The sequence below is a fragment of the Streptomyces sp. NPDC005181 genome, assembly GCF_040608395.1.
Classification (GTDB): domain Bacteria; phylum Actinomycetota; class Actinomycetes; order Streptomycetales; family Streptomycetaceae; genus Streptomyces.
Window position 1 is genome coordinate 18596 of sequence record NZ_JBEXID010000041.1, and the last position, 16238, is coordinate 34833.

The window sequence follows — 16238 nt, forward strand, 5'->3', positions numbered from 1 at the left end:
GTAACCTTGCAAGATGGCCTGTACATCTTTTATGGTGGAGTCATGCGGGAACCCTCGTCCGAAGCCACTCCCAGCGGGCCGGGCGCCGGGCCGGACGCCGAGCCCAGCGCCGAGCAGGTCGCGACGCAGCTGGCGTCCGTCGTCAGCAGACTGCTGCGCCGACTGCGCACGACGTCGTCGGACAGCCTGCTCACCCCGACCCAGCGTTCGGTGCTCGCCCGTCTCGACCGGGAGGGCCCGGCCACCACGGCCGCGCTGGCCCGCGCCGAGTACGTACGGCCCCAGTCCATGCGGCTGACCCTCGGGGCGCTGGAGGGTCAGGGTCTCGTCGAGCGGGCGCCGGATCCCGCCGACGGCCGGAAGTCGGTCATGTCCATTACGGACGTCGGCCGCACCACGCTCGGTGCGGTCCGGGCCGCCAAGCACAACTGGCTCGCCGAAGCGATCGCGGCCGAGCTCGACGGGGCCGAGCGCCGTACCGTCGCCGAGGCCACGGCCCTCCTCGTCCGCCTGGTCGAGAAGTGACCGCCCCGGAGCCGATACCGAAACCGGCGGCGGAGGTGGTGAAAGTGAACGTGAAGGTGGCAAGCGACCCGCCGGCCGCGGTGGCGACCGCGGCGGCCGCCTTTGCCGGCCTCGGCCGTCTCGCGGCCACCACCCCCGGCCGCCCCGCGGTCGCCGGCCCCGGTTTCCGTGCGCGCCTCACCGCGCCGCTGCTCCTCGGCTCCCTGCTCAACCCGCTCAACACCACCATGATCTCCACCGCCCTGGTGGCGATCGCCCACACCTTCGGCATCGGTGCCGCCGACACCGCCTGGCTCATCTCGGTCCTCTATCTCGCCAGCGCCGTCGCCCAGCCCGTTCTCGGCAAGCTCGCCGACGCCCTCGGCCCCCGCCGCGTCTTCCTCGCCGGTCTGGTCGTCGTGATCGCGTCCGGTCTCGTCGGGACTTTCGCGCCGAGTTTCGGCTGGCTGATCGCATCCCGGCTGCTGCTCGGCATCGGTACGTCGGCCGCCTACCCGGCCGCCATGGCGGTCCTGCGCGACGAGTCCCGGCGGGTCGGCCGCGCCACCCCGCGCCCCGTCCTGGCCCGGCTCTCCTTCGCCGCGCTCGGCAGCGCCGCCGTCGGACCCACGCTCGGCGGGCTGCTCGTCATGGTCGTCGGCTGGCGGGGCATCTTCGCCGTCAATGTGCCCGTCGCCCTCATCGCGCTCGGCTCCGCACTGCTCTGGATCCCGGCGGATCCGCCGCGCACGCGTGGAGCCGACGGTCGTGCGCCTCGGCTCGATCTGGATCCGCTCGGCATCGGCCTCTTCTCCACCGCTCTGACCGTGCTGGTCTTCTTCCTGCTCGATCTCTCCCACCCGATGTGGTGGCTGCTCGCGCCCTTCGCCGTGCTGACCGGTGTCCTGGTGTGGTGGCAGCTGCGCCGCCAGCGGCCCTTCATCGACCTGCGGATGCTCGCGAGCAACGCCGCGCTCGCCCGCACGTATCTGCGGCACGGAGTGAGTTATCTGCTGATTTACTGCGTGATGTACGGATACACGCAATGGCTGGAAGAAGTACGTGGCTACTCCTCCGGGCACACCGGACTGCTGATGTTGCCGATGTCACTAGCCGCACTGGTCTGTTCGCTGCTCGGAGCCCGCACGAAGGGCATCCGTGGCCCGCTCACGCTGGCCTGTGCGCTGCTCACCGTCGGGGCGGCGGTGCTGCTGGTGTTCCTCTCCGGTTCCACGCCGCTCGCCGTGCTGCTGCTCGCCGGTGCCTGCTTCGGCATCCCGCAGGGACTGATCGGTACGAGCAACCAGGCCGCCGTCCAGGCGTACGCGCCGCCCGAGAGCATCGGGTCCGCCGCCGGACTCCAGCGCACCGCCCAGTACATCGGGGCCATCACCGCGTCCAGCCTGATCGCCCTCGCCTACGGCCAGTCGGCCAACGACAGCGGGCTCCACCTCATGGCGACGGTCTCTGCCGTGCTCGGCCTGCTGCTGATCGTCCTGACCGTCACCGACCGCGCTTTGCGCACCCGTGCCTGACCTCCACCGACACCACCCGTCCCCCTCGGAGGAGCGCCATCATGACCGCCACCACCCTCGACCCGAAGACCGCCCTGGTCGTGGTAGATCTCCAGAAGGGCATCGTCGACCGCCCCACCGTCCGCCCCGCCGCCGATATCGTCGCGAACTCCGCGACCCTCGCCGACGCCTTCCGTACCAAGGGCCTCCCGGTCGTTCTGGTCCGCGTCACCGGCGGCGCTCCCGGTCGCACCGAGGGTGCCCCGCGTGCCGGGCAGCCGGCCGCCGACTGGGCCGACATCGTCCCCGAGCTCGGCCCGCGCGACGGCGACATCGTGGTCACCAAGCAGCAGTGGGGCGCCTTCTACGGCACCGATCTCGACCTTCAGCTGCGCCGCCGCGGTGTCACGCAGGTCGTGGTGACGGGCATCGCCACCAGCATCGGCGTCGAGTCCACCGCCCGGGCCGCACACGAGCACGGCTACCACGTCACCGTCGTCACGGACGCGGTCACCGACATGGACGGCGGCGCCCACAACAACAGCATCGAGAAGATCTTCCCCCGGCTCGGCGAGACGGACACCACCGAGGTGATCGTCAAGCTGCTCGGCTGAGTCCGATCGGGCCCGACCCCATCGAGTCGGGCCCCATCGGGCTGATGGGGCCAGGCCTGTGCCCGATCACGGAGCGTCCCGACGTCGGCTGATCTTGTTGCCCAGCCACACCAGCGGGTCGTACTTGCGGTCCACCGCCCGCTCCTTCAGCGGGATCAGCGCATTGTCCGTGATCTTGATGTGCTCGGGACACACCTCCGTGCAGCACTTCGTGATGTTGCAGTAGCCCAGCCCGTGTTCCTCCTGCGCCATCGCCTTCCGGTCGAGTCCCGACTCGGCGGCGGCGTCCAGGGGGTGCATGTCCAGCTCGGCGACCCGCATCAGGAAGCGCGGTCCGGCGAACGCCGTCTTGTTCTCCTCGTGGTCGCGGACCACATGGCAGGTGTCCTGGCACAGGAAGCACTCGATGCACTTGCGGAACTCCTGTGAGCGGTCCACGTCGACCTGCTGCATCCGGTAGTCGCCCGCCTCCACCCCTTTCGGCGGTACGAAGGCGGGCACTTCCCGTGCCTTCGTGTAGTTGAACGTCACGTCCGTCACCAGATCGCGGACCACCGGGAATGCCCGCAGCGGAGTGACGGTGATCGTCTCCTCCCTGCCGAACACCGACATGCGGGTCATGCACATCAGCCGCGGCCGCCCGTTGATCTCCGCGCTGCACGAACCGCACTTGCCCGCCTTGCAGTTCCAGCGCACCGCCAGATCGCCCGCCTGGGTGGCCTGGATCCGGTGGATGATGTCGAGGACGACCTCCCCGTCGTTCACCTCGACCGTGAAGTCCTCCAGACCTCCGCCGTCGGGGTCCCCGCGCCACACCCTGAACCGTGCGTCGTAGCTGCTCACTCGTACAGCTCCTCTTCGGCGAGGTACTTGACCAGCTCCTCCTTCTCGAAGAGGGAGAGCAGATCCGGGCGGATGGGGTCGGTCGTCTTCCGTACGAGTTCGATCTGGCCGCCCGGTTTCATGGCGGCGTCGTCGGACAGCCGGCACAGCAGATTGGCCGGCCGCCAGGAGCGTTCCATCGTCGGGCAGTCCTCGCGGGTGTGACCGCCGCGGCTCTCCGTGCGCTCCAGGGCCGCCCGGGCAATGCACTCGCTGACCAGCAGCATGTTCCGCAGGTCCAGCGAGAGGTGCCAGCCGGGGTTGAACTGCCGGTGCCCTTCGACCCCGGCGCGGTGCGCCCGTACCCGGAGGGCGGCCAGCTTCTCCAGGGCCTGCTCCATCTCGGGTGCCCGCCGGATGATGCCGACCAGGTCGTTCATCGTCTGCTGGAGTTCCTGGTGGAGGGTGTACGGATTCTCTGCCGTCGCCCCGTCCTCCAGGCCCTCCGCGCTGAACGGACGCAGGGCCTCCGCCGCGGCCTCGTCGATCTGCTCGTCATCCACCTGAGGGGCGGCGGACTGTCCGGCCGCGTACTCGGCGGCGTGCAGTCCGGCCCGTCGGCCGAAGACCAGCAGGTCGGAGAGGGAGTTCCCGCCGAGCCGGTTGGAGCCGTGCATACCGCCCGCGACCTCGCCCGCGGCGAACAGGCCGGGCACGGCGACGGCCGCCGCGGTGTCGGAGTCGACGGCGATCCCGCCCATCACGTAGTGGCAGGTCGGGCCGACCTCCATCGCCTCCGCGGTGATGTCGACATCCGCCAGTTCCTTGAACTGGTGGTACATCGAGGGCAGCCGCCGCCGGATCGTCTCCGCGGGCATCCGGGTCGACACATCCAGGAACACCCCGCCGTGCGGTGAGCCGCGGCCCGCCTTCACCTCGGAGTTGATCGCGCGGGCGACCTCGTCGCGCGGCAGCAGCTCGGGGGGGCGGCGGTTGTGGTCCGGGTCCTCGTACCAGCGGTCGCCCTCCTCCTCCGACTGTGCGTACTTCTCCTTGAACACATCGGGGACGTAGTCGAACATGAACCGCTTGCCCTCGGAGTTGCGCAGTACCCCGCCGTCGCCGCGCACCGATTCGGTGACGAGGATCCCCTTCACCGACGGGGGCCAGACCATGCCGGTCGGGTGGAACTGCACGAACTCCATGTTCAGCAGGGGCGCGCCCGCCAGCAGCGCGAGGGCGTGGCCGTCGCCGGTGTACTCCCAGGAGTTCGACGTCACCTTGAAGGACTTGCCGATGCCGCCGGTGGCGAGGACGACCGCGGGGGCTTCGAGGACGAAGAAGCGGCCGGACTCCCGCTCGTAGCAGAAGGTCCCGCTCACCCGGTCGCCGTCCTTCAGCACGCGGGTGACGGTGCACTCCTGGAAGACCTTCAACCGGGCCTCGTAGTCGCCGTGTTCGCGGTAGTCCTCCTGCTGCAGCGAGACGATCTTCTGCTGGAGGGTGCGGATCAGTTCGAGGCCGGTACGGTCCCCGACGTGTGCGAGCCGCGGGTACTCGTGGCCGCCGAAGTTGCGCTGGGAGATCTTTCCGTCCGGCGTACGGTCGAAGAGCGCACCCCAGGTCTCCAGCTCCCAGACCCGGTCCGGCGCCTCCTTGGCGTGCAGCTCCGCCATCCGCCACTGGTTGAGGAACTTCCCGCCGCGCATGGTGTCGCGGAAGTGCACCTGCCAGTTGTCCCCGGAGTTCACATTGCCCATGGAGGCGGCGATTCCGCCCTCCGCCATGACCGTGTGCGCCTTGCCGAAGAGCGATTTGCAGATCACCGCGGTACGGACACCGCGCTCCCGTGCCTCGATGGCGGCGCGCAGCCCGGCGCCTCCGGCACCGACCACGACGACGTCCCACTGCTGCCGTTCGAGCTCTGTCATTCAGAAAAACCTCGGATCGTCGAATGCGCCGGAGGCGACGAGATACACGTAGAAGTCGGCGAGCGCCACGCTGATCAGGGATGCCCAGGCCAGCAGCATGTGCCGGGCGTTGAGCCGGCCCACCCAGCCCCACAGCCGGTAGCGCACGGGGTGCTTGGAGAAGTGCCGCAGCCGACCGCCGATGATGTGCCGGCAGGAGTGGCAGGACAGGGTGTACGCCCAGATCAGCGCGATGTTGACCAGGAAGATCAGGGAGCCGAGGCCCATGTGGCCCCAGGCGTAGTGCTCGTCGCGGAAGGAGAGCACGGTGTCGTACGTGAGGATCCCGGCGACCGGCAGTGCGGCGTAGAAGAAGTACCGGTGGATGTTCTGCATGATCAGCGGGAAGCGGGTCTCGCCGGTGTACGTCGTGTGCGGCTCGGCGACCGCGCAGGCCGGGGGCGAGGCCCAGAAGCCCCGGTAGTAGGCCTTGCGGTAGTAGTAGCAGGTCAGCCGGAAGCCGAGCGGGAAGATCAGGATCAGCAGGGCGGGGGAGAGGCCCCACCAACTACCGAAGAGCTCCCAGTTCGGGCCGTGCCGCATGGGGGCGCAGTTCTCCGCCAGACAGGGCGAGTAGAACGGCGACACATAGGGGGCGGCGTAGTAGTCCGCGTTCGAGAAGGCCCGCCATGTCGAATAGACGATGAAGACGAGGAGCCCGCCCGCGGTCACCGCGGGCGCCAGCCACCAGCGGTCGGTCCGCAGATGGCGGGCGGCGATGGCGGCCCGCGAGGCGTCGTGCACACCGCCGCGCCGGGCCGTCCCCTTCAGTTGTGGTGGTTCCGTACCTGGTTCCGCACTTGGTTCCGTTCCGGTGGCCAAGGAACTCTCCTAGGGGGCGTGCCTGCCGCGGACGCCCAGACCTTCGTCGTCCGAGTCCGTCCACAGGGTGGCGTCGTACGGCGCCTCGGTGATCGTGATGACGTCGGTGACCGTGACGGTGCCGTCGGCGGGGTCGGTGCCACCGGCGGCTCCGGGCGGCGGCGGACCGGCTTCGGCCGTGCGCAGCTGCGCAAGGCTCCGCTCCAGCCGTCCGACGGTGCGGGCCAGGTCGTCGAGGCAGTGCTGAACAGCCGTCAACTCATCATGCAGTGACATGACTTGCTCTCACTTCCGCGGTCGCGGGTGGCAATGCTCATGCGCATGAGAGTGTCGCGCGTCACATCTCCTTTGGGAAGAGAGCGCGCCGTTCCGTCTTGACCGGACGCTCCGCCGCTCGGGTGAGGTTCGGGGCCGGTGCGCCGTGTCGGCACCGCCTCCCGCGCGTGGGCACCTTCAGTGGATGAGCGGAATCAGTGTGATCAACTGCAAATGCCACTAAAAACGCATAATCCGGCCCATCTGTGTGCGGGTGGGCCGGGCCGGCCCCGGAGGTAGCAGCCATGTCCCACGTCGGCGTCCCGCGCGGGACAGTCCGAAAGCGCCGCTCGCTCGCGCTCCTCGCGACGGGTGTGCTCACGATCCCCGCGCTGGCCGGGTGCAGCAGTTCGGACAGGGTGACCGATGTCGCCACCGTCGTGCCGCAGGATGTCGCCCCCGTCGGCCGGGGCCAGGTCGCCGAGGGAGGCACGGTCAACTGGGCGATCGACGCGATGCCCACCACCTTCAACGCTTTCCAGGCGGACGCCGACGCCTCGACCACGCGCATCACCGGGGCCCTGCTGCCGACGCTCTTCCCGCTCGACGACAGGGGCACCCCCCGGCTGAACCCCGACTATCTGGAATCGGCAAAGGTCATCGAGCGCGAACCCAAGCAGGTCGTGCTCTACCGGATCAACCAGGAGGCGGTCTGGAGCGACGGCCGGGAGATCGGGGCCCCCGACTTCGTCGCCCAGTGGCGCGCGCTGAGCGGCAAGGACTCGGCGTTCTGGACCGCCCGCAACGCAGGCTACGACCGGATCGAGCGGATCGAGCGCGGCAAGAGCGACCTGGAGGTCCGGGTCACCTTCGCCAAGCCGTACGGGGAGTGGCGTTCGCTCTTCTCCCCGCTGTACCCGAAGCAGGTGACCAGCTCCCCGAACGCCTTCAACGACGGGGCGCGCACCACCCTCGAGGCCACTTCAGGACCGTTTCGGCTGCGCAGCGTGAACAAGGGGACGGGCGCGGTCACCCTGATCCGCAATCCGCACTGGTGGGGCCGCCCGGCCAAGCTCGACTCGTTGGTCTTCCGGGCGGTCAAGCCGCAGGACCGGGTCCGGGCGCTGGCCGGCGGCAAGGTCGACATCGCCGACATCGACGCCGGGACGGCGCACCGGATCGTGGCCGCGGTGCGCGACAACGGAGGGAACGGACAGCCGCTCGCCCACGGCCCGGGCTCCGAGATCGGACCCGCCGCCGCACTGCGCTCCTGGGCGCTGGCACACGGCTCCGACGCCAAGGCGGCGGCGGCCGCCCGGGCGAGCCGGGAGAAGACCCGGAAAGCCGCGAAGGTGTACGCCACCGAGCAGGACAGGCTGCGCGCCTATGTCGTACGCAAGTCGCTGGAGCCCGCCTACACGCAGCTCGCGCTGAACGGCGAGTCCGGGCCGCTCGCCGACGACCGGGTACGCCGCGCGGTGGCCCGCGCCCTCGACCGCCAGGTGCTCGTCGACACCGTACTGGGGCCGCTCGGCCTGCCCGCCGTACCGCTCGGCAACCACCTGGCGCTGGCCGGGCAGCCCGGATACCAGGACAACAGCGGCGCACTCGGCGACCAGAACACCAAGGCGGCGCAGGCGCTGCTGGCCGAAGCCGGCTGGACACGGGACGGCGCGACGAAGAAGTCCGACGGCACGAAGGCGGGCAGTGAGGGCGAGAAGGTGAAGGGGAAGGGAGGCGAGGCCGACAAGGCGGAGAAGGCCGACAGGCCCGGCGACAACCGGCCGGGCGACAACAGGCCCGGCAACGACGACAAGCCGCGCGAGGACGAGGATTCCAGCATCGGTCCACGCGAGGACGTGGGCACCGGCCACGTCCTCGCCCCCGCCCGGGCCGCCGCCGTTCAGAGTGCCGCCCTGCTGCGCCAGGCCGGCGCCTTCACGGACGCCCGCACCGTCGCCGACACCGGCACCGCCGAAAGCGCCCGCGGCAAGGTCACCGCACAGGACCGCGGACCGGGCGACGTCGCCGGTGCCTACGCCCCCGTGGGCACCGCGGCCCCCGCAGCTCCGGCCAAGGCCGCCGACTCCGTCCGTGGCACGCTCGGCAAGGACGGCAAGCCACTGACCTTGCGTTTCGTCCTGCCGTCCGGTCCCGGCTCGGAGTCGCTGCGGGCCGTCGGGGACAAGATTTCGGCCATGCTCGATTCGATCGGCATCCGCACGGAGATCACCAAGGTGGCGGACGCCAACTACTTCAAGGACCATGTCGCCTCAGGCGAGTACGACCTGGCGCTGTACTCCTGGCCCGCCACCGCCTACCCGGCCACCGACGACCGGCCGATCTTCGCCAAGCCGGTGCCCGCCACTGACGGCTCGCTGCTCGTCGAGCAGAACTACACCCGCGTCGGTACGGACCACATCGACCAGCTCTTCGACGAGGCGCTCTCCGAGCTCGACGAGGGCGCCGCCCGGGACCTGATGAAGCAGGCCGACGCCCGCATCTGGGCGGCCGCAGGATCGATTCCGCTCTATCAGCGTCCGCAGCTGGTGGCCACCGACAGGAAGCTCGTCAACGTCGGCGCCTTCGGCTTCGGGGCACCCCACTACCAGGACATCGGTTTCAAGAAGCCGCAACCGGCAGGTTCCGCCGCGAATCGTAAGAAGTAGCAGGTCAGAACCTCAACGGAAGCTCAGAAGTGGCTCAAGTCCCTTGCCCGCCGGGGTCCTCGGCGGGCAAGGTCATGAGCACCTGTTGACCCGGGTAGCCGCTCCGTCCCCCCACCTCTGAGCCCCGCACCGGAGCCCCAACTCCGAGCCCCACCTCAGAGCCCCTCAGCTTCGGAGCCCCACCTCTGAAGTTGCTCAAGTCCCGCGTCCCTCCGCCTCGCCGTGGGGACCATGGCCATGACCACCGGTGAAATTCACCGGAAGACATGATCACGGGGGCGCAAACATGAAGCGGACACTGGCAGCCGTAGCTGTCGCTGCCGTCATGGCGACGGGCGTGAGCGCCTGTACGTCGAGTGACGGAACCACGCGCGAGAAGCCGCGGTCGGCCGGTTCGCCGACGGCCGCGACGACCGGCGCAGGCAACGTTCCCGTCACGGAATCACGGGCCCGGCCCTGCAAGGGTGGCACCTACACCTGGTTCAACACCCAGCGTCGGTGGGTGCTCAACGGGGTCACCGAGCCCCAGCGCTTCACCGCCAAGGCCGCCAAGTTCACCGAGCCGATGCGCCGCCTGCGTACGGACATGGCGTCCGTACGGACCGACGGGACCCAGGGGACCGCGCCGGACAACGACGCCGTGCTGCTCGCGCTCGGTGTTCACCTCGGCCTGGCGGAGAAGGGGGACGAGACATCGGGGCTGGGCGAACCGGGGGAGTATGCGCCTGTCGACAACGCCGGCGGCGAATTCAGCGGCGCTGCCGGTCACCTTGTGGAGTTCAGCTCGGTACAGCTGATCGAGACCGATTTCCGCCACTCCTGCGGTCCTGGAAAGCAGGGGGAACGGACCGTCGGGCACGTGGTGAGCTGGACCTCTTCGGGGGGCGGAGACATCAGGTGTGAGACGCCGCTGACCAAGCAGGCAACGGCAGCGGCCCGTGAAGCGGTGCGCCTCTCCTGTCACTGGTAACACCTGCCCGGGAAGCCGCTACGGCGCCAGCCCCGTACCATGGGGGGTAGCCGTGGCGCGTCCGCCCGGCGGGCGTACCAGGACTTGAGACCGACTAAGACGCCTGATCCCACGATCCGAGAGAAGCGCAAGCCACCCATGCCCACGCGCCACGACATCCGTAACGTAGCCATCGTCGCCCACGTCGACCACGGCAAGACCACGCTGGTCGACGCCATGCTCAAGCAGGCGGGCGCCTTCGCCGCGCACGCCGCCGAGCACCTCGACGACCGCATGATGGACTCGAACGACCTGGAGCGTGAGAAGGGCATCACGATCCTGGCCAAGAACACGGCCGTCAAGTACCACCCGAAGGATGGCGGCGACGTCATCACCATCAACATCATCGACACCCCCGGCCACGCCGACTTCGGTGGCGAGGTCGAGCGCGGCCTGTCGATGGTGGACGCGGTCGTCCTGCTGGTCGACGCGTCGGAGGGCCCGCTCCCGCAGACCCGCTTCGTGCTCCGCAAGGCGCTGACGGCTAGGCTGCCGGTCATCCTCTGCATCAACAAGACGGACCGTCCGGACTCCCGGATCGCCGAGGTCATCGACGAGACGTACGACCTCTTCCTGGACCTGGACGCCGACGAGGACCAGATCGAGTTCCCGATCGTCTACGCCTGTGCCCGTGACGGCGTCGCCTCGCTGACCAAGCCGGAGGACGGTACCGTCCCGCCGGACAGCGACAGCCTGGAGCCGTTCTTCAGCACGATCCTCTCCGCGGTCCCGGCCCCGGAGTACGACGACGACGCGCCCCTCCAGGCCCACGTCACCAACCTGGACGCCGACAACTTCCTCGGCCGTATCGCGCTGTGCCGTGTCGAGCAGGGCGAGCTGCGCAAGGGCCAGACCGTCGCGTGGATCAAGCGCGACGGCTCGATGTCCAACGTCCGCATCACCGAGCTCATGATGACCGAGGCGCTCACCCGTAAGCCCGCCGAGAAGGCCGGTCCGGGCGACATCTGCGCGATCGCCGGTATCCCGGACATCATGATCGGCGAGACCCTGGCCGACCCCGAGAACCCGATCGCGCTGCCGCTGATCACGGTCGACGAGCCGGCCATCTCGATGACCATCGGTGCGAACACCTCGCCGCTGGTCGGCAAGGGCGGCAAGGGCCACAAGGTCACTGCCCGGCAGATCAAGGACCGTCTGGACCGGGAGCTGGTCGGTAACGTCTCGCTCCGTGTCCTGGAGACCGAGCGCCCCGACGCCTGGGAGGTCCAGGGCCGTGGTGAGCTCGCCCTGGCCATTCTCATCGAGACCATGCGCCGCGAGGGCTTCGAGCTCACCGTCGGCAAGCCGCAGGTGGTCACCAAGCAGGTCGACGGCAAGACGCACGAGCCGATCGAGCGCATGACGATCGACTCGCCGGAGGAGCACCTCGGCGCCATCACGCAGCTCATGGCGACCCGTAAGGGCCGCATGGAGACGATGACGAACCACGGTTCGGGCTGGGTCCGCATGGAGTGGATCGTCCCGTCCCGCGGCCTGATCGGCTTCCGTACGGAGTTCCTGACCCAGACCCGCGGCACGGGCATCGCGCACTCCCTCTTCGAGGGCCACGAGCCGTGGTTCGGCGAGCTGCGCACGCGTCACAACGGCTCGCTGGTGGCGGACCGTGCGGGCGTGGTGACGCCGTTCGCCATGGTCAACCTCCAGGAGCGCGGTGTCATCTTCACGGAGGCCACCACCGAGGTCTACGAGGGCATGATCATCGGCGAGAACTCGCGCGCCGACGACATGGACGTGAACATCACCAAGGAGAAGAAGCTCACCAACATGCGTGCGGCTTCCGCGGACACCACGGAGAACGTGGTGCCCGCCCGCAAGCTGTCGCTCGAGCAGTCGCTGGAGTTCTGCCGCGACGACGAGTGCATCGAGGTGACCCCGGAGACGGTCCGTATCCGCAAGGTCGTATTGGACCAGAAGGAGCGCGGCCGCTCCGCGTCGCGCGCCAAGCGCTGATCTCGTACGCCCCCTCGGCACCAGGCCCGGACCCCCGCAGACACGGTGGGGGCCCGGGCTTTTCGTCAACTCGATTTCCTGTCCGGGGCGTCCGGATATCGGGCGTCGCTCTCCGGAACATGTGTTAACGGTCCGTTTCGCGGGTGTCTGTCTGGGATCACTTTGTCCGGATTTCGGTCAACCACGCCTGGTCGATGTTGTCAAACCGAGACCCTTTAAGTGTGGTTTACAGCCCGGGCGTACTTAATAGTTGGCTCCATTGAGCTCGGGTCAATGGGTCACGCACTGTGGGGAGTGCCGACTCACGAGCACACTCGAGGCACTGAAACGATCACCGTCAGGGGTGTCGGTGTATCACGCCAGTGCCTTTCTTGTAGTCAAAAGTGGACTCATGAGGAGGAAACCCATGCGTGGTGCCAAGAGCGCCAAGTGGGTCGCGGGAGCGGCCATCATCGCCCTGGCTGCGACCGCTTGTGGTAGCGGCGGAGACGACAAGGGCAAGGGGGGCGACAGCGCCAAGGGTGCTGTCAACGCCAACGGCATCTTTTCCGTCGAGGTCGGTGAGCCGCAGAACCCGCTGCAGCCGGCGAACACGATGGAGTCGAACGGCAGCATCGTCACCGACGCGATCTTCTCGCAGCTGGTCGACTACGACCCGGCCGGCAAGCTTGAGATGATCAACGCCGAGTCTGTCGACACCAAGGACAGCAAGCTCTGGACGGTCAAGCTCAAGAAGGACTGGAAGTTCCACGACGGAACGCCGGTCACCGCCGAGTCCTACGTCAAGGCGTGGAACTGGGCCGCGAACATCAAGAACGCCCAGACCAACGCGTCCTGGTTCGCCGACATCAAGGGCTTCGCCGACGTCCACCCCGAGGGCGAGAAGGCCAAGCCCAAGGGTGACGCCATGTCGGGTCTGAAGGTCGTCGACGACTACACCTTCACCATCGAGCTCAACAGCCCGCTGCCGTACTTCTCGTACAAGCTCGGCTACACGGTCTTCTCGCCGCTGCCCGAGTCCTTCTACGCGGACCCGAAGGCTGCCGGTGAGAAGCCGGTCGGCAACGGCGCGTACAAGTTCGTCAGCTGGGACCACAAGAAGCAGATCAAGGTCGTCCGCTACGACGACTACAAGGGCCTCGACAAGGCTAAGAACGGTGGTGTGATCTTCAAGAACTACACCACCCTCGAGACCGCCTACGAGGACCTTAAGTCCGGCAACGTCGACGTGCTGCGCCAGATCGCGCCGAAGGACCTCCCGGTCTACCGGTCCGACCTCGGTGACCGCGCCGTGGGCAAGGCGTACTCCGCCATCCAGACGCTCGGTGTCGCCACGTACACCAAGCAGTGGAAGAACACCGACCCGAAGGTCCTGCAGGGCCTGTCGATGGCGATCGACCGCGACACCATCACCAAGACGGTGCTCCAGGGCACCCGCGAGCCGGCCACGGGCTGGGTCGCCAAGGGTGTTCTCGGCTACCAGCCGAACGTCGCGGGTGACGTCACCACGTACAACCCGACGAAGGCCAAGGCTCTCATCAAGGAGGGCGGCGGTGTTCCGGGTAACAAGATCTACATCCAGTTCAACGCCGACGGCGGCCACAAGGAATGGGTCGAGGCTGTCTGCAACAGCATCACCCAGGCGACCGGCGTCGCGTGCGCCGGCGACTCGAAGGTCGACTTCCAGGCCGACCTGGACGCCCGTGACGCCAAGCAGGTCAAGTCGTTCTACCGCGGCGGCTGGGTGCTCGACTACCCGGTGAACGCGAACTTCATCAGCGACCTGTTCCGTACGGGTGCGGCCGGCAACAACGGCTTCTTCTCCAACAAGGACCTCGACAAGAAGATCAAGGCCGCGGACTCCGCTGCCACGCTCGACGAGTCGGTCAAGGGGTACCAGGAGATCGAGAAGGAGCTGGTCAACTACATGCCGACCATCCCGCTCTGGTACTACAAGGTCAATGCCGGTTACTCGGAGAAGGTCCAGAACGTCCAGTACGCCCAGGACGGCGACCCGATCCTGACCGAAGTTCAGGTCAAGAAGTAACCACCGACGTAGTCCGCGGGCCGGTGCGGGACCGACACTGACATCGGTCCCGGACCAGCCTGCACGCCGTGGCCGGGGGGCCCTTTCCCGTCACCGACAACCCCACAGGGGGTCGGTGACGGGGGAGGGCCCGTCGGCTGCCGCTTGCCACTTACATGGAGGCACCATGGGGCGCTATGTCGCACGACGACTGCTCCAGATGATCCCGGTCTTCATCGGGACAACCCTGCTGATCTTCCTGATGGTCTACACCCTGCCCGGCGACCCCGTGCGGGGACTCTTCGGGGACAAGGGCGCTGACCCTGCCACCCTGGCTGCCATGCGGCACCAACTGGGGCTGGACCAGCCGATCCTGCAGCAGTACTGGAATTACATGACAGGCATCGCCTGGCATTTTGATTTCGGCACTCAGATAGCCAGCGGTCGTCCGGTCACGGACGTCCTCGGTGACGCGTTCCCCGTCACCCTGCGACTGGCCGCCATGGCGTTCCTCATCGAGATCGTTCTCGGTATCGGCCTCGGCATGGTCGCCGGGCTGCGCGCCGGCCGCCTCGCGGACAACGTGATCCTGGTCTTCACCCTGCTGATCATCTCCATCCCGGTGTTCGTTCTCGGGTTTATCGTCAAGTCGGTGTTCGCGTTCCAGCTCGACTGGATCGCGCCGAACGTCTCGAACGAAGCGACGTGGAGCGAGCTGATAGCACCGGCCGTCGTGCTTGGGTCGCTCTCCCTCGCCTACGTGGCGCGACTGACCCGTACGACGATGGCCGAGAACCTTCGCTCGGACTACATGCGTACCGCCGTAGCCAAGGGACTTCCCAGGCGCCGCATCGTCGGTGTGCACCTGATGCGCAACTCGCTGATCCCCGTCATCACTTTCCTCGGCACCGACCTGGGCGCCCTGATGGGCGGCGCGGTCGTGACCGAGGGCCTGTTCAACGTGAAGGGCGTCGGCGGCACCATCTACGAGTCGATCGTCCGACGCGAAGGCACCACCCTGGTCGGCCTGGTCACCGTACTGGTGCTCGTCTACCTCTTCATGAGCCTGCTCGTCGACCTGCTGTACGCGGTCCTGGACCCGAGGATCCGTTATGCCTGACGTGACCAAGACCGCCCCCGCGCCCGAGGACGTCAAGCCTCCCGTCGCGGCTCCGCAGAAGGCGAAGGCCGAGAAGGCCCGCAGCCTCTGGGGCGACGCGTGGGTCGACCTCCGCTCCAACTGGTACTTCGTCATCTCGTCCGCCCTCATCGTGATCCTGCTCGTGATGACGGTGTTCCCGGGGCTGTTCACCAGTGCCTCGCCCACCAGCAGCGACCTGGCCCACCACTTCCTCGGCAAGCCCGAGCTCGGCAAGGTCGGTTCGCCCGACTGGCTGGGTTACGACGGTCAGGGCCGCAGTGTCTACGCGCGTGTCATCTACGGCACCCGGGCCTCGGTGATCGTCGGTATCTCCGTCACCGCGCTGGTGACCGTGTTCGGTGGCCTGATCGGCATGCTGGGCGGCTACTTCGGCGGCTGGATCGACGCGCTCCTGTCCGGGTTCACCAACATCTTCCTCGGCCTGCCCTTCCTGCTCGGCGCCATGGTGGTCCTGCAGGCGTTCACCGACCGCTCCGTCTGGAGCGTGGTCCTCGCCCTCGCGTTCCTCGGCTGGACGCAGATCGCGCGTGTCATGCGCGGGGCCGTGATCACCATCAAGCAGTCGGACTACGTCCAGGCGGCCAGGGCTCTGGGTGCGGGCACGTCCCGGATCCTGTTCAAGCACATCCTGCCGAACGCCATGGCCCCGGTGATCGTCGTCGCGACCATCTCGCTGGGTGTGTACATCTCGGCCGAGGCCACCCTGTCCTACCTGGGTCTGGGGCTCGCCGAGCCGACGATCTCGTGGGGCATCGACATCTCCGGTGGCGCCAGCCAGATCCGCGTCGCGCAGCACATCCTGCTGTACCCGTCGATCATGCTCAGCATCACCGTTCTGGCGTTCATCATGCTCGGCGAAGCCGTCCGCAACGCCCTCGATCCGAAGTCGCGATAAGGAGG

At 68.1% G+C, this 16238-nt stretch carries 13 protein-coding genes; 9 read left to right on the forward strand and 4 right to left on the reverse strand.

The features are described 5' to 3' along the window. Positions 1 to 42 precede the first annotated feature (42 nt). From ABZV38_RS24305 to ABZV38_RS24315, 3 genes are read left to right on the forward strand one after another with little or no spacing between them, the layout of a single operon-like run. Positions 43 to 525, forward strand: coding sequence for a MarR family transcriptional regulator (locus ABZV38_RS24305; protein WP_356330156.1), 483 nt, complete (start codon positions 43 to 45; stop codon positions 523 to 525). A gap of 44 nt (positions 526 to 569) precedes the next feature. Beyond that, positions 570 to 2039: an MFS transporter gene (locus ABZV38_RS24310; RefSeq protein WP_356330157.1), complete on the forward strand. Its 1470-nt coding sequence runs from the start codon at positions 570 to 572 to the stop codon at positions 2037 to 2039. Between the two features lie 41 nt (positions 2040 to 2080). After that, on the forward strand, positions 2081 to 2632 hold the full coding sequence (locus ABZV38_RS24315) for an isochorismatase family protein (RefSeq protein ID WP_356330159.1): 552 nt from the start codon (positions 2081 to 2083) through the stop codon (positions 2630 to 2632). Between the two features lie 66 nt (positions 2633 to 2698). Here ABZV38_RS24315 and ABZV38_RS24320 read toward each other — a convergent pair whose 3' ends face one another. Genes ABZV38_RS24320 through ABZV38_RS24335 form a run of 4 tightly spaced genes read right to left on the reverse strand, consistent with a single transcriptional unit; the run spans position 2699 to position 6522 of the window. Next, positions 2699 to 3475, reverse strand: a complete 777-nt coding sequence (locus tag ABZV38_RS24320; RefSeq protein WP_356330161.1) for a succinate dehydrogenase/fumarate reductase iron-sulfur subunit — start codon at positions 3473 to 3475, stop codon at positions 2699 to 2701. After that, positions 3472 to 5385 carry a fumarate reductase/succinate dehydrogenase flavoprotein subunit gene (locus ABZV38_RS24325; RefSeq protein ID WP_356330163.1) on the reverse strand — a complete coding sequence of 638 codons (1914 nt, stop codon included), beginning with the start codon at positions 5383 to 5385 and terminating at the stop codon, positions 3472 to 3474. Before ABZV38_RS24325 ends, ABZV38_RS24320 begins: the two co-directional genes overlap by 4 nt. Then, positions 5386 to 6246, reverse strand: coding sequence for a hypothetical protein (locus tag ABZV38_RS24330; RefSeq protein ID WP_356330165.1), 861 nt, complete (start codon positions 6244 to 6246; stop codon positions 5386 to 5388). Positions 6247 to 6255: 9 nt separating this feature from the next. Further along, a complete protein-coding gene (locus tag ABZV38_RS24335) occupies positions 6256 to 6522 on the reverse strand; it encodes a hypothetical protein (protein WP_356330167.1) in 267 nt (88 codons plus the stop codon). Positions 6523 to 6806: 284 nt separating this feature from the next. Here ABZV38_RS24335 and ABZV38_RS24340 point away from each other — a divergent pair, with 284 nt between their 5' ends. From ABZV38_RS24340 to ABZV38_RS24365, 6 genes are all read left to right on the forward strand, one after another. Next, positions 6807 to 9170 carry an ABC transporter family substrate-binding protein gene (locus ABZV38_RS24340; protein WP_356330169.1) on the forward strand — a complete coding sequence of 788 codons (2364 nt, stop codon included), beginning with the start codon at positions 6807 to 6809 and terminating at the stop codon, positions 9168 to 9170. 286 nt (positions 9171 to 9456) lie between these two features. Then, positions 9457 to 10140: a hypothetical protein gene (locus ABZV38_RS24345; RefSeq protein ID WP_356330171.1), complete on the forward strand. Its 684-nt coding sequence runs from the start codon at positions 9457 to 9459 to the stop codon at positions 10138 to 10140. Between the two features lie 138 nt (positions 10141 to 10278). Then, on the forward strand, positions 10279 to 12150 hold the full coding sequence (gene typA / locus ABZV38_RS24350) for a translational GTPase TypA (RefSeq protein ID WP_356330173.1): 1872 nt from the start codon (positions 10279 to 10281) through the stop codon (positions 12148 to 12150). 406 nt (positions 12151 to 12556) lie between these two features. Next, a complete protein-coding gene (locus ABZV38_RS24355) occupies positions 12557 to 14197 on the forward strand; it encodes an ABC transporter substrate-binding protein (protein ID WP_356330175.1) in 1641 nt (546 codons plus the stop codon). A 166-nt stretch (positions 14198 to 14363) separates the two neighbouring features. Then, the gene (locus ABZV38_RS24360; RefSeq protein WP_356330176.1) at positions 14364 to 15296 is read left to right on the forward strand and encodes an ABC transporter permease; all 933 of its coding nucleotides are present in this window, start codon (positions 14364 to 14366) and stop codon (positions 15294 to 15296) included. Beyond that, positions 15289 to 16233, forward strand: a complete 945-nt coding sequence (locus ABZV38_RS24365; protein WP_356330178.1) for an ABC transporter permease — start codon at positions 15289 to 15291, stop codon at positions 16231 to 16233. The genes ABZV38_RS24360 and ABZV38_RS24365 overlap by 8 nt, the downstream gene beginning before the upstream one ends. Positions 16234 to 16238 lie beyond the last annotated feature (5 nt).

Bases quoted from the DNA above. Each gene is read 5' to 3' on its own strand.
- ABZV38_RS24305 (WP_356330156.1), top strand. From the start codon at position 43: ATGCGGGAACCCTCGTCCGAAGCCACTCCCAGCGGGCCGGGCGCCGGG.
- ABZV38_RS24315 (WP_356330159.1), top strand. From the start codon at position 2,081: ATGACCGCCACCACCCTCGACCCGAAGACCGCCCTGGTCGTGGTAGAT.
- ABZV38_RS24325 (WP_356330163.1), bottom strand. From the start codon at position 5,385: ATGACAGAGCTCGAACGGCAGCAGTGGGACGTCGTCGTGGTCGGTGCC.
- ABZV38_RS24335 (WP_356330167.1), bottom strand. From the start codon at position 6,522: ATGTCACTGCATGATGAGTTGACGGCTGTTCAGCACTGCCTCGACGAC.
- ABZV38_RS24340 (WP_356330169.1), top strand. From the start codon at position 6,807: ATGTCCCACGTCGGCGTCCCGCGCGGGACAGTCCGAAAGCGCCGCTCG.
- ABZV38_RS24345 (WP_356330171.1), top strand. From the start codon at position 9,457: ATGAAGCGGACACTGGCAGCCGTAGCTGTCGCTGCCGTCATGGCGACG.
- typA (WP_356330173.1), top strand. From the start codon at position 10,279: ATGCCCACGCGCCACGACATCCGTAACGTAGCCATCGTCGCCCACGTC.
- ABZV38_RS24355 (WP_356330175.1), top strand. From the start codon at position 12,557: ATGCGTGGTGCCAAGAGCGCCAAGTGGGTCGCGGGAGCGGCCATCATC.
- ABZV38_RS24360 (WP_356330176.1), top strand. From the start codon at position 14,364: ATGGGGCGCTATGTCGCACGACGACTGCTCCAGATGATCCCGGTCTTC.
- ABZV38_RS24365 (WP_356330178.1), top strand. From the start codon at position 15,289: ATGCCTGACGTGACCAAGACCGCCCCCGCGCCCGAGGACGTCAAGCCT.